The sequence below is a fragment of the Rhizobium sp. SG570 genome (assembly GCF_012275345.1).
Taxonomy (GTDB): Bacteria; Pseudomonadota; Alphaproteobacteria; order Rhizobiales; family Rhizobiaceae; genus Rhizobium; species Rhizobium lusitanum.
Genome location: NZ_JAAZQI010000009.1, coordinates 71,689 through 84,018, shown reverse-complemented (window position 1 = coordinate 84,018; position 12,330 = coordinate 71,689). Strand labels below are relative to the sequence as shown.

The following is a 12,330-nucleotide window of genomic DNA, read 5'->3' as shown; positions in this document are numbered from 1 at the left end:
GAACGCATCACGTCAGATATTTGTAGAGCCAGTCGCGGGTGTCCTCGGGCAGCGGCGCAGGGTCGTGCTCATCGCCACGCACGGCAAGCCACAGAATCTCGACCTCGGCCGCCAGTTCATTGCCGGTCTCGACCATGACGACGAAGCCGATGGACTTGCCGCCGATCTTGTTGACGCTGATCGAGAAGCGGGCAAGGTCGTCGTAATGCAAGGCCCTGTGCAGGGAACAGGATGCCTTGGTGGCGACATAGGCCGGTTCGTCGTCGACCAGCGGCCGCGTGCGCCAGAAATTCGAGAGCGCCGTCTCCGCCTGTGAGATATAGGAGGCGATGAACATATGACCGTGCCGGTCGACATCGCGCGGTGGCACTCTCAACTCGATGACATCGGATCGCTCTACACTCGTCATCACGTGAAAACCCTGCCCAACGCCATACGCACCTTAATGAAAGCTTAACATCGCGCCTTAATAAGTAAACGGGCGCCGCTCCAAAGTGGTTAAGATGGATTGTTGACATTGTAGTGACATTGTCCATGTCCTGTAATAGGCGTCACACCTCATTTATAGATTGGCCCCATGAGCACACGTCTTTACGAACACCCGATTTTTCTTGAGCATATTGTACCGCCTGGCCACCCGGAACGGCCGGACCGGCTGCGCTCGCTGAACATCGCGCTGGAGCATCCGAATTTCGAGCGGCTCGACCGGCGAAAGGCCCCTGCGGCCAATGAAGACGCGGTCCTGCTTGCCCATCCCGAAGAGCATCTGGACTTCGTCCTGCGCTCGATGCCGGACAAAGGCAACGATGGCGAGATCAACCAGATCGAGGCGGATACCTATGCCAGCCCGAAGACGCTGCAGGCGATCATGCACGGCGTCGGCGGCGCCATGGCCGCGGTCGATGACGTATTTTCCGGCGCTGCCGACAATGTCTTCGTCGCAGCCCGCCCGCCCGGCCACCATGCGGAGAAGACCAAGGCCATGGGCTTCTGCTTCTTCAACAATGCGGCGATCGCCGCCCGCCATGCGCAAAAGGCTCATGGCGCCGAGCGCGTCGCCATCGTCGATTGGGACGTGCACCACGGCAACGGCACTCAGGACATCTTCTGGGACGATCCATCCGTGCTTTTCTGTTCGACCCACCAGATGCCGCTCTATCCGGGCACCGGCAAGAAGGACGAGCGCGGCCCGCACAATACCATCGTCAATGCGCCGCTTTCGCCCAATACCGGCGGCGATCATTTCCGAGAGGCCTTCAAGTCGCGCATCCTGCCGGCGCTCGATGATTTCCGCCCGGACATCATCATCATCTCGGCCGGCTTCGATGCCCACCACCGCGATCCATTGGCACAATTGAACCTCACCGGCGAGGATTTCGACTGGGCGACGGGGCGGATCCTGGAGGTCGCCGATCGCAGCGCCAACAACCGGGTCGTCAGCCTGCTCGAAGGCGGCTATGATCTGGAAGGGCTGGCCGAATCGGCGGGTCTGCATATTCTGCGCATGATGAAGGGTTGACGATGAGCGAAAGCGCCAAGGTAGATGTATCAGGCTATTCCTTCGAGAAGGCCGTGGCGGAGCTTGAAAGCATCGTTGCGCGGCTGGAACGCGGCGACGTGGCACTGGATGAATCCATCACCATCTACGAGCGCGGCGAGGCACTGAAGAAGCATTGCGAGGCGCTGCTGTCGGCCGCCGAGAACCGCATCGAGAAGATCCGGCTCGACCGCGCCGGCAAGCCGCAGGGCACGGAGCCGCTGGACGGCGCGTGAGATAAGACAGGAAAGTTTGAGTTTCCCTGACATTCCCGGTAGGTTGAGCCTCAACCGAAAGGAGAACCGCCATGTCTTTCTTCCCAGGAAACGATCCGCAAGCCGGTGACGCCTTCGCCTGCGATGCGATCGAGAATCTCATCATTCCGCGCACCAGCGACCTTGGCGGTTTCTCCGTGCGGCGAGCTCTTCCAAGCAGCCGCCGACGGTTGGTGGGGCCGTTCATCTTCTTCGACCGCATGGGGCCTGCAATTTTTCGGCCGGGCCAAGCGGTTGATGTGCGCCCGCATCCGCATATCGGCCTTTCCACTGTCACCTATCTGTTCGACGGCGAGATCCGCCATCTCGACAGCCTCGGCACGGCCAAGGTGATCCGCCCCGGCGACGTCAACCTGATGACGGCCGGACGCGGGATCGTGCACTCCGAACGCACCCCGGAAAATCTGCGCGATCATCCTTTTGCGATGTCGGGCCTGCAGACATGGCTGGCGCTCCCCGACGACAAGGAGGAGATCGATCCTTCCTTTGCCCATACAGAGAAAGACGAGCTGCCTGTCATCGCCGATGGAGGCGTAACCGGGCGCGTGGTGATCGGAGATTTCGAAGGCCTGAAATCACCGGTGAAATCCTTCTCCGACACGCTGTATGTCGATCTGCAGCTTCAGCCGAACACGACGTTTCCTTTTGGTGCAGCCCATGAGGAGCGCGCGGTCTATATCCTCTCCGGCTCGCTCATCGTCGCCGGCGATCACTTCGCGCAGGATCAGCTCCTCGTTTTCCGCCCCGGCGATGCCATCACCCTGGAAGCTGCGGAAAAAGGCTGTCATCTCATGCTTTTTGGAGGTGCGGCGCTCAATTCGAAGCGCTATATCTGGTGGAACTTCGTATCCTCTTCCAAGGAACGCATCGAAAAAGCCAAGGAAGAATGGCGCACGGGCCGTTTCGATATCGTGCCGGGCGACGAGGAAGAGTTTATTCCCTTGCCGGAGGGCTGACGGGTTCATAACAGTGCCAAATGTTTCTTGTTCGGGCACTCCTTGAATTCGGCGTCTTTTGTCGCAATCTGTTTTGACGTAAAGGCGGGCAACCGCCCAAGAATAGCAAGAAAGAGGCTTCTGCCTTGACACAAATGCCAGAGACGCCGCTGCTGGACCGGGTCCATTATCCTTCCGACCTGCGAAAGCTGGAGGACCGGGACTTGCCGCAACTCGCCCGCGAAGTCCGTGACGAAATGATCGATGCGGTATCGCGCACGGGCGGACATCTCGGCGCCGGTCTTGGCGTCGTCGAACTCACCATTGCCATCCACAGCGTTTTCGATACGCCGAACGATCGCCTCATCTTCGATGTCGGGCATCAGTGTTATCCGCACAAGATTCTGACCGGACGGCGCGACCGCATCCGCACGCTGCGCCAGGAAGGCGGCATTTCGGGCTTCACGCGCCGCGCCGAAAGCGAATACGACCCCTTCGGCGCCGCGCATTCCTCCACATCCATTTCCGCCGGCCTCGGCATGGCAGTCGCCGCCGAGCTTGATGGGACCGACCGCCGGGTCATCGCCGTCATCGGCGACGGCGCGATGTCGGCCGGCATGGCCTATGAAGCCTTGAACAATGCCGGCGCGCTCGACGCGCGGCTGATCGTCATCCTCAACGACAACGATATGTCGATCGCGCCGCCGACGGGCGCGATGAGCGCCTATCTCGCCCGCCTCGCCTCCGGCCGCACGTATATGGGCTTCCGCGATTTCGGCAAGAAACTGACGGCCTATCTCGGCAAGAAGGTCGATCGCGCCATAACACGCGCCGTCGAGCACGCACGGGGCTATGTGACCGGTGGAACGATGTTCGAGGAGATGGGCTTCTATCATATCGGACCGATCGACGGCCATTCCTTCGAGCATCTGCTGCCGGTGCTGCGCAACGTCCGCGACAATGCGCAAGGTCCGGTGCTGATCCATGTCGTGACGCAAAAGGGCAAGGGCTATCCCCCGGCCGAGGCGGCCGCCGACAAATATCATGGCGTCAACAAGTTCGACGTCATCACAGGCGCGCAGGCCAAGGTGAAACCGAATGCGCCGAGCTACACCAGCGTTTTTGCCGATGCCCTCGTGCAGGAGGCGATGTTCGACGACAAGATCGTCGGCATTACCGCCGCCATGCCTAATGGTACCGGCCTCGACAAGCTCCAGGAATTCTATCCCAAGCGCTGTTTCGACGTCGGCATCGCCGAGCAGCATGCCGTGACCTTTGCTGCCGGCCTTGCCGCCGAGGGCTACAAGCCCTTTGCCGCGCTCTATTCCACCTTCCTGCAGCGCGCCTATGACCAGGTGGTACATGACGTGGCGATCCAGGGTCTGCCGGTGCGCTTCCCGATCGATCGCGCCGGTTTCGTCGGCGCCGACGGGCCGACGCATGCCGGGTCCTTCGACACGACCTTTCTGGCGACCCTGCCCGGCTTCGTCGTCATGGCTGCCGCCGACGAGGCGGAACTGAAGCATATGGTGCGGACGGCGGCCGCCTACGATCTCGGGCCGATCTCGTTCCGCTATCCGCGCGGCGAAGGCGTCGGCATCGAAATGCCCGAACGGGGCCAGATTCTGGAGATCGGTAAGGGTCGCGTGGTCAAGCAGGGGTCGAAAGTCGCCTTGCTCTCCTTCGGCACGCGTCTCGCCGACAGCCTTGCCGCGGCCGAGGATCTCGACGCCGCCGGCCTGCCGACGACGGTCGCAGACGCCCGCTTCGCCAAGCCGCTCGACCACGATCTCATTCGCCAGCTTGCTGCCCACCACGAGATGCTGATCACCATCGAAGAGGGATCGGTCGGCGGCTTCGGCAGCCAGGTCATGCAGTTCCTCGCCAGCGAGGGCTTGCTCGACAACGGCCTGAAGATCCGCACGCTCGTCATGCCCGATATCTGGATGGACCAGGCGAAGCCCGAAGTCATGAATGCCAAAGCCGGCCTCGACCGCGCAGGCATCGTGCAGACGGTGTTCAGGGCGCTGGGCCACGGCCGGATCGTCGAGGCTGCCGGATAATGCGGATAGGATCAGGCGGGTCTACGGCCGCCTGATGCCATCAAGAATCGAGCGCATTGAAAACTGCCACGCGGTCGCGGCCGGCTGCCTTTGCCTGATAAAGCGCAGCATCGACATTCCTGAGCAGCAACATACGTGTCGCGCCATCGTTGGGCGCGAGTGCAGCGCCGATGCTCAGCCTTGCGAAAATGGATACGCCATCGACCGTAAACGGCGCTCGGAATGCCATAAGCAATCGTTCGGACAATGAAACAAGCGCGTTCCTGTCGGGCGGGGCCGGCACGAATATCGCGAACTCGTCGCCTCCCATACGAACGACGATATCATCGGTACGGATGACCGAGCGGATGCGTGCTGCCGCCTCGCACAAAACTTCGTCGCCGACATTATGACCGAAGCGGTCGTTGATCGACTTGAAGCCATCCATGTCGAGATAGAGGACGCCGAAATTCCGGTCAGCTGCAACAGCGGCGCTCAATGCTCCGTCGACTACGGCATCCAACGCCGAACGGTTGAAGAAGCGGGTCAGAGGGTCGGTCATGGCGGCAGTGCGCAAGTCGTTTTCAGCGATACCCATTAGCAGATTCGTCTTCTGAAGACACAGGAGAGCGCTTGCGATCTGCGCAAATCGCAAAAGGCTCTGCTCCTCGCTCGGGGAAAAGCGCCTCGGCGACTGATCGAGAATGCAGAAGGCACCTACGGGTTGGCCATTCTCCAATCGGACCGGTGCGCCTGCATAGAAGCGAAAACGCGGATCCTCCACGACAAAGGGCGCGACCATCAACTCGGTATCTTCAGCCAGATCGGGTATAACAAGCAATTCGTCGTCAAAGACCACGCGCGTGCAGATCGACATATCGCGGGAGCATTCGGCAATCTCGAGGCCCGCCTGCCCCGCAATGCGCTGCCAGTCCTCGTCGATGATATAGATCGCCGCATAGGGTGTGCCGAAAACGCCCCTTGCCAGCTCCGCAAGGACGGAAAGCTCCGGCGTCGGACTGCTATGAATCGCGTTCAGGGAGCGTACCGCTAAAAGTCTCTGTGTTTCATTGGTCGGAACTCGGACGAGCCGTCCCATTCGAATCTCCCTCGGCAATCATCACGAGGCCTATAAAAAAGGTGGTTCGAAGCCCAGCGCAACCCTCTCATCGCTTAAATATTTAACAAATGCTGAGGAGAAGGGCGGCTGGCATGGCGTTGACGGCGCTCAAGGCCAGCATGCCACGCAAAAGAGCTGTTGTCCGTTGTCGCGACAGATGCGCCGAAATAGAACGGAGCTGGAGACCTCGTCGTCTTTTCTCGGCCTCTCAACAGCATCGGCCCGTCGCTGAGCGGCGGGCCGATGCTGTTTACGGAGATGATTCGCCATGAACGACCCAGGCGGGGTCGTTCATCGAAGGAAGATCAGAACTCCTCCCATTCGTCCTGAGCTGCCGCAGCCGCGGTTGCCTTGCCGCCGAAAGCCTTGGCCACCGTGCGGCCGAGCGCCCGGGCCGGCGATACAGCAGGCTTCGAGCGTGCCGTTGCGACTGCGGGACGCGCGGACGTTGCCTGCGGCGCATTGCTGAGCCGGAACTGGCGCAACAGCTCATTCAGTGCCGCGGCTTCGCGGGCGAGTGCGTGGCTGGCTGCGGTCTGTTCCTCGACCATGGCGGCATTCTTCTGCGTGCCCTGATCCATGTTGTTGACCGCAGTGTTGATCTCCTGCAGGCCGGTCGACTGCTCGCGGGTCGCCGTGACGATCGCGCCGACGTGACGATTGATTTCCTGAACTTCCGAAACGATCAATTCCAGAGCCTTGCCGGTCTCGCCGACCAGGGACACGCCGGTATTGACCTGATCGCTCGACGTGGTGATCAGCGCCTTGATTTCCTTGGCGGCATTGGCGGACCGCTGGGCAAGCTCGCGGACTTCCTGGGCGACGACGGCAAAACCCTTGCCGGCATCACCGGCGCGGGCGGCTTCGACACCGGCGTTCAGGGCAAGCAGATTGGTCTGGAAGGCGATATCGTCGATGACGCTGATGATGTTGCTGATCTCGCCCGAGGACTTTTCGATCTGCTGCATGGCGGATACCGCCTTGCGCACCACTTCACCGGACTTCTCGGCGCCGAGGCGTGCACGCTCGACGAGATGGCCGACATCCTCGGCGCGCTTGGCCGAATCGCGGACCGTCGTGGTGACCTCTTCCAGGGCTGCGGCAGTCTCCTCGACGGCGGCGGCCTGCTGCTCGGTACGATGGGCAAGATCGTCGGCGGCCGAACGGATTTCGTCGGCGCCGGCATTGATGGCGGCGGCATTGGTGCCGACTGACTGCAAGGCCGCTTCCAGCTTTTCGACGGCATTGTTGAAATCGGCGCGAACGCTGTCGAACTGCGGCGCAAAGGTGCGGTCGAGACGCGCCGCGACATTGCCGGCGGCGAGAGCCGAGAGCCCACCTGCGAGCGTCTCCATAGCGAAGCGGATTTCACCTTCTTCGCGCGCCTTCTGATCATCGCTCACCTGGCGCTGACGCTCGGCGTCATCGCGCATGCGATCGGTCTCGCCGGCGAGGCGCAGCTTCTCGATCGCCGCCTGCTTGAAGACGAGAACGGCATCGGCCATGCTGCCGACTTCATCGCCACGGCCAACGGCTGGAACGTCGATATCGTGCTCGCCGCCGGCCAGACGTCCCATGGCGGCGGTCATGCCGACGATCGGGCGAACGATGATGCGCGACAGCAGCCAGGCAAGAACGGCGGCGATCAGCGCCACGAGGATGCCGCCCACGACGAGCGTCAGGCGCAGATCGCCATTGGCCTGATCCTGCGTCGCCGCCAGGTCGCCGGCCTTGGCGCGGGCTGCCTGCTTGATCTTTGCGGCCGCCTCGCGGAAACCGTCGAGTTGGCCCTTGGTTTCGTTCTGACCGATCTTGACGATCTGGTCGAGCGGCATGTCAGTTTCCTTGCGAGCCTTCGTCTGCGGCTCTGCAAGCTGATGGAAATAGATATCCGCGGCCTTCTGCATGTTGTCGATGGCCTGCAGCAGATCCGGAGAGTCGGCGGCGACCTGCTTGGCCGCGGCAATGCTCTTCAACATCCGGTCGCGATTGGCGAAAACATCGGCATAGGTGCTGTCGCTGTGGAGCAGGAGGAAGCCGCGCAGGTTGACCGCCTGCTCCAGCATTGCCTGCAAGGAGTCGTCGATGAGATTGACGAGCTGCTGCGACCTGGCCTGCTCCGCTGCAGCTCCAGCCGACATCTCTTCCTTGGAATACACGAATGCCGAAACGCAGGCGAAAATGGCGATCAGCGCCGTGAACGTTATGGCAAGCTTGCCATTCAGCGACAGTTTTTTCGCAAACATAAGCGAGCGCCTCCTGAGCGCCGGTCCTGGCGAGCATCGATAGGCCGTGGGAAAGGACGGCGGATGCTCGAAAAATTCAGGGAAGGGTATGATTGGGACGCGGAAGCGTGAAGCCGTCATGGCAGGCGTTGATCCTAAAACAGACCATCGCAATCCCGGACATCGGTAGAGGCTACGGCTTTAAAATTATTTAATTTTGACGATACGCCGTTTAAACCTGGCTCAGTTCCCGGGGGTCGCGGCGAGGATCAAGATATCCAGATCGTGTTCGGGATAAAAATCCTGCGCCGCCATCTGAAAGGAGGTCGGCCCGGTCTTTTTGACGTCGGTGCCGCAGAAGCTGATGTAGTTTTCCGGGCTGCCCTTGTCGACCGTCAGCTCGAAATGCTTGATCGGGCCGGACCAGTTGGCGCCTGTGGTCAGCACATAGGAGATCCAGCTCTCGGTATAGGTGCGGCCGCCCTTGTCGGCCGTGGCGGAAAGCTTGGTCGCCGTCTTCAGGAAGGCATCGTCGACGCAATACTTGCTGCGGTAGGCCTGCAGCTGCTGTTTCTGGTAGTCCTGGTCGCCGGCAAACGTAATGGCCACGGTGCCGCCTACGCTCGGCTTGTAGCTATGCTGTACGCCGATCCTGGCTTTGGCCGGAAACTTGGTGCGCCACCAATAGGTGGTATGCAGCGTCCACATCGGCGTCGGATGATGCTTCATGCCCTGGCCGTCATTGTCATATTCGTCATCAACGATCAACCCGCGAGCCGTCCAGTCTTCCAAGACATCGACGGGCAGCTTGGCGACGGCATCCATGGCCGTCTTGCTGAGCGGCAGTAACGGTACGCCGCGCGCCTTCAATTCATCCGTCATGTCGACGCCCGCGACCGTGACGCTCTGCTGAAGGGTCGGTACGATCGCCTTGCCGTCCTGCGTCACGGTGAAGCCCAGGAAGTTGTCGGCGTCGACATTTCCGGCATCGACCATGCTGTCGACATCACCCTTGATATCGGGCATCGGGAAAGCGACGAGACTTTCGACGTCCTTGTCGGATGTGTTTTCGAAGACATAGTCGACGCGCACCTGGGCCGCGGAAATGAAGAGCTTCTCCTCGTCCATGCTGATATCGCCGGTGCGGACATAGGCGAGACCGCCGGTCTTCAACTCGGCCATGGTGTCGTTCGCAAAGGCCGGAGCGGCGAACATCGCCAATAGCGCCGCATAGCCACCGATTCTTCGCATGATGCCCTCTCAACCGTTGATTTGTGCGATTATGGCCGGCTGCAGCCCGGCGTCAACGGCGACATCGGCACAAAAGGCTTGCAACGCACTGCATTGCCCGGCATGGACTGCCTATGTCAGAACCGCAACGCCTCGACCAGCTTCTCGTCACCCTTTCGCTTTTCGCCAGCCGATCACGGGCGCGCGATGCCATTCAACGCGGCACCGTGACCGTCGACGGCAAGGTCGTGACCAAACCGGGCACGCTGTTCACCGAAGAGGCGCAGATCGCGATCGACGATCCGGCCCAGGATTATGTCTCGCGGGCGGCCCTGAAGCTGGTCGCGGCACTCGATCATTTCCAGCTCGATCCGAAAGGGCAGCACTGTCTCGACGTCGGCGCGTCGACCGGCGGCTTTACCGAGGTATTGTTGCAGCGTGGCGCCGCGCATGTCACATCCATCGATGTCGGCCATGGGCAGATGCATCCACGCATATCGGCCGATCCGCGCGTGACTAGTATAGAGGGGCTGAACGCCCGCAACCTCACGGCCGAGGATATCGGCAAGCCGATCTCGTTCATCGTTTCCGATGTCTCCTTCATCTCGCTGAAGCTGGCGTTGGCGCCGGCGCTGGCTTTTGCGGAGCTGGGCGCGCGCGCCGTGTTGCTGGTGAAGCCGCAGTTCGAGGCAGGGCGCGATGCGATCGGCAAGGCCGGTCTTCTGAAAGACCCCTCCTCTGCTCCCGCCGTTGCTGCCGAGCTCGAACGCTGGTTCTGCGAGGATATGGGCTGGCAGAGCCTCGGCCTCATCGCCTCGCCGATATCAGGCGGCGACGGCAACCACGAATTTCTTCTCGCAGGGATCAAGCCATGAGCACCGAAACCGTCACCATCCAGAAGCTCGGCGCCCAGGGCGACGGCATCGCGCAAGGCGCTGATGGCCCGATCTACGTGCCCTTTACGCTGCCGGGCGAAAGCGTCGCCATCGCGCGGGTGAAAAGCCAGGGCACGTTGATGTCGATCGCAGCGGCCTCGCCAGACCGGCGGGAACCGCACTGTCGGCACTTCGGTCCCGATGGCGTCAACGGCACCTGCGGCGGCTGCACGCTGCAGCACTATGCCGATGCGCCCTACCGTGCCTTCAAGCGGCAGCTCGTGCTCGACGCGCTCCGTTCCAAGGGCCTGACGCCCGAGGTGGATGATATTATCGCCGCCCATCCCGGCGAGCGCCGCAAGGTCGTCTTTGCGGCGCGCAAGACCGAGAAGGGCACGCTGATCGGCTTTAACCAGGCCGAAAGCCACCACATCGTCGCAATCGAGGAATGTCCCATCGCCTCGTCCGGGATCATGTCGCAATTGCCGGCGATCACGGCGGTCGCAGCGGCACTCGCCGTCAACGCGGAAGCCTTCCGCATCTCCGTTTTGGAGATGCCTTCCGGCCTCGATCTCGCCGTCGACGACGTCAAATCCCTTTCCGACAAGCAGCGTCGGAGCGCTATCGAAACCGTGCTGACGCTTCGCGGCATCGCGCGCGTCTCAGTGAACGGCGAAATCCTGGTGGAACCGGCAAAGCCGATGATCGATTTCGGCGGCGTGCAGGTCTCGCCGCCACCCGGCGCCTTCACGCAGGCGACCAAGCAGGCCGAAGACGCCATGGCCGAACTGGTCACGACCCATGTCGGCAAGGCCAAGCGCATCGCCGATCTCTTCGCCGGCAGCGGCACCTTCTCGCTTCGCCTGGCGCGGATCGGACGGGTGCACGCGGTGGAAGGCGAGGCCAAGCCCTTGGCCGCGCTCGATTACGCCGCCCGCAACACGCAGGGGCTGAAGCCGGTCACCATCGAGCGCCGCGACCTCTTCCGCCGGCCGCTGATGACGCAGGAATTGAAGGTCTACGACGCCGTCGTGTTCGATCCGCCGCGCGCCGGGGCGGAATTCCAATGCAAGGAACTGGCCCGCTCCCAGGTCAAGAAGATCGTCGCCGTCTCCTGCAACCCTTTAACGTTGGCACGTGATCTCGCGCTGCTGACCGAAGGGGGCTATCGCATCACCAAAGTGACGCCGATCGACCAATTCCTGTGGACCTCGCATGTCGAGGTGGTCGTGGCGCTGGAGAAGTAGTTCTCTTCGACGCGCGTTGGGTGGCCGACCCTCGTGGTTCGAGACGGCCCTTCGGGCCTCCTCACCATGAGGGCGGGTGATGTAGTTACCGCTTCATGAATGCCTCGAATGCTGCACGGGCTTCGGCGCTTTTCAGCCGTGTCGCGAAAAGCTCGGCTTCCTCAGCGATACGACCAAGAATAGCGTCCGGTTCGCCCCGTATTAGGTCACGCGCTATCCGCAGCGCCTCCGGCGGCTTGGCCGCAAGCTTGGCAGCCGACGATAGCGTTTCAGCCTCCACCGCTTCGGGTGCGGTCACCTTCCAGATCAGGCCAGCCTCCTTTGCTTCGGCGGCGGAGAAGCCTTCGCCGAGGGCGAGCAGGGCGAAGGCGCGCTGATGACCCATCAGGCGCGGCGCAATCAGGCTGGAGGCCGCTTCGGGGACGAGGGCAAGATCGACGAAAGGCGTCTTGAACAGGCTACGGTCGGAAGCCACCGTCAGATCGCAATGCAGGTGGATCGTGGCGCCTATGCCGATCGCCAAGCCGTCCACGCCCGAGACGACCGGTTTCTTCGCCGTCGCCAGTGCGGCAAGGAAATTCAGCACTTCGCGGCCCATGCTTCCGCCCATGGCGAAGGCCAGGAAATCGGCCATGTCGTTGCCGGCGGAAAAGCAGCCTTCGGTGCCGAGGAAGACGTTGACGCGGATATCCGGCGTGTCGTCCGCCGCCTTCAGCGCATCGGTCATCGCCTGGTACATGGCGCGCGTGATCGCATTCTTCTTTTCCGGACGGTTGAACCGGATAATCTGGACATGTGGCGTGGTCTCGGGACGTTCGATGATAATATGGTCGGTCATGACCTC

At 61.8% G+C, this 12,330-nt stretch carries 11 protein-coding genes; 6 read left to right on the top strand and 5 right to left on the bottom strand.

Annotated features, from left to right (window positions below; genetic code table 11):
* Window positions 1–7: 7 nt before the first annotated feature.
* Window positions 8–409, bottom strand: a complete 402-nt coding sequence (locus FHT28_RS18875; protein WP_047560693.1) for a thioesterase family protein — start codon at window positions 407–409, stop codon at window positions 8–10.
* A 168-nt stretch (window positions 410–577) separates the two neighbouring features.
* Between FHT28_RS18875 and FHT28_RS18870 the strand changes: the two genes are divergently transcribed.
* From FHT28_RS18870 to dxs, 4 genes are all read left to right on the top strand, one after another.
* Entirely contained in the window at window positions 578–1,519 is a 942-nt protein-coding gene (locus FHT28_RS18870; RefSeq protein ID WP_168597036.1) for a histone deacetylase family protein, read from the top strand.
* 2 nt (window positions 1,520–1,521) lie between these two features.
* Entirely contained in the window at window positions 1,522–1,773 is a 252-nt protein-coding gene (locus FHT28_RS18865; protein WP_034488124.1) for an exodeoxyribonuclease VII small subunit, read from the top strand.
* Window positions 1,774–1,844: 71 nt separating this feature from the next.
* The gene (locus FHT28_RS18860; RefSeq protein WP_092572935.1) at window positions 1,845–2,768 is read left to right on the top strand and encodes a pirin family protein; all 924 of its coding nucleotides are present in this window, start codon (window positions 1,845–1,847) and stop codon (window positions 2,766–2,768) included.
* Window positions 2,769–2,893: 125 nt separating this feature from the next.
* Window positions 2,894–4,810: a 1-deoxy-D-xylulose-5-phosphate synthase gene (gene dxs, locus FHT28_RS18855; protein WP_168597035.1), complete on the top strand. Its 1,917-nt coding sequence runs from the start codon at window positions 2,894–2,896 to the stop codon at window positions 4,808–4,810.
* Between the two features lie 40 nt (window positions 4,811–4,850).
* On the opposite strand, the gene FHT28_RS18850 is transcribed toward dxs, so the two are convergent.
* The 3 genes from FHT28_RS18850 to FHT28_RS18840 all read right to left on the bottom strand — a co-directional run bounded on the left by FHT28_RS18850 (window position 4,851) and on the right by FHT28_RS18840 (window position 9,385).
* A complete protein-coding gene (locus tag FHT28_RS18850) occupies window positions 4,851–5,888 on the bottom strand; it encodes a sensor domain-containing diguanylate cyclase (RefSeq protein ID WP_168597034.1) in 1,038 nt (345 codons plus the stop codon).
* 326 nt (window positions 5,889–6,214) lie between these two features.
* The gene (locus FHT28_RS18845; protein WP_168597033.1) at window positions 6,215–8,155 is read right to left on the bottom strand and encodes a methyl-accepting chemotaxis protein; all 1,941 of its coding nucleotides are present in this window, start codon (window positions 8,153–8,155) and stop codon (window positions 6,215–6,217) included.
* Between the two features lie 222 nt (window positions 8,156–8,377).
* Window positions 8,378–9,385, bottom strand: a complete 1,008-nt coding sequence (locus FHT28_RS18840) for a DUF4424 domain-containing protein (RefSeq protein ID WP_052224182.1) — start codon at window positions 9,383–9,385, stop codon at window positions 8,378–8,380.
* A gap of 113 nt (window positions 9,386–9,498) precedes the next feature.
* On the opposite strand from FHT28_RS18840, the gene FHT28_RS18835 reads away from it, so the two are divergent.
* The gene (locus FHT28_RS18835) at window positions 9,499–10,239 is read left to right on the top strand and encodes a TlyA family RNA methyltransferase (RefSeq protein ID WP_047560709.1); all 741 of its coding nucleotides are present in this window, start codon (window positions 9,499–9,501) and stop codon (window positions 10,237–10,239) included.
* Window positions 10,236–11,486, top strand: a complete 1,251-nt coding sequence (locus FHT28_RS18830; protein ID WP_168597032.1) for a class I SAM-dependent RNA methyltransferase — start codon at window positions 10,236–10,238, stop codon at window positions 11,484–11,486. The genes FHT28_RS18835 and FHT28_RS18830 overlap by 4 nt, the downstream gene beginning before the upstream one ends.
* A gap of 85 nt (window positions 11,487–11,571) precedes the next feature.
* Here the strand turns inward: FHT28_RS18830 and FHT28_RS18825 are convergent, their stop codons facing one another.
* The gene (locus FHT28_RS18825) at window positions 11,572–12,324 is read right to left on the bottom strand and encodes a crotonase/enoyl-CoA hydratase family protein (RefSeq protein ID WP_047560712.1); all 753 of its coding nucleotides are present in this window, start codon (window positions 12,322–12,324) and stop codon (window positions 11,572–11,574) included.
* Window positions 12,325–12,330: the final 6 nt, after the last annotated feature.

Bases quoted from the DNA above. Each gene is read 5' to 3' on its own strand.
- FHT28_RS18875 (WP_047560693.1), bottom strand. From the start codon at position 409: ATGACGAGTGTAGAGCGATCCGATGTCATCGAGTTGAGAGTGCCACCG.
- FHT28_RS18870 (WP_168597036.1), top strand. From the start codon at position 578: ATGAGCACACGTCTTTACGAACACCCGATTTTTCTTGAGCATATTGTA.
- FHT28_RS18865 (WP_034488124.1), top strand. From the start codon at position 1,522: ATGAGCGAAAGCGCCAAGGTAGATGTATCAGGCTATTCCTTCGAGAAG.
- FHT28_RS18860 (WP_092572935.1), top strand. From the start codon at position 1,845: ATGTCTTTCTTCCCAGGAAACGATCCGCAAGCCGGTGACGCCTTCGCC.
- FHT28_RS18850 (WP_168597034.1), bottom strand. From the start codon at position 5,888: ATGGGACGGCTCGTCCGAGTTCCGACCAATGAAACACAGAGACTTTTA.
- FHT28_RS18845 (WP_168597033.1), bottom strand. From the start codon at position 8,155: ATGTTTGCGAAAAAACTGTCGCTGAATGGCAAGCTTGCCATAACGTTC.
- FHT28_RS18840 (WP_052224182.1), bottom strand. From the start codon at position 9,385: ATGCGAAGAATCGGTGGCTATGCGGCGCTATTGGCGATGTTCGCCGCT.
- FHT28_RS18835 (WP_047560709.1), top strand. From the start codon at position 9,499: ATGTCAGAACCGCAACGCCTCGACCAGCTTCTCGTCACCCTTTCGCTT.
- FHT28_RS18830 (WP_168597032.1), top strand. From the start codon at position 10,236: ATGAGCACCGAAACCGTCACCATCCAGAAGCTCGGCGCCCAGGGCGAC.
- FHT28_RS18825 (WP_047560712.1), bottom strand. From the start codon at position 12,324: ATGACCGACCATATTATCATCGAACGTCCCGAGACCACGCCACATGTC.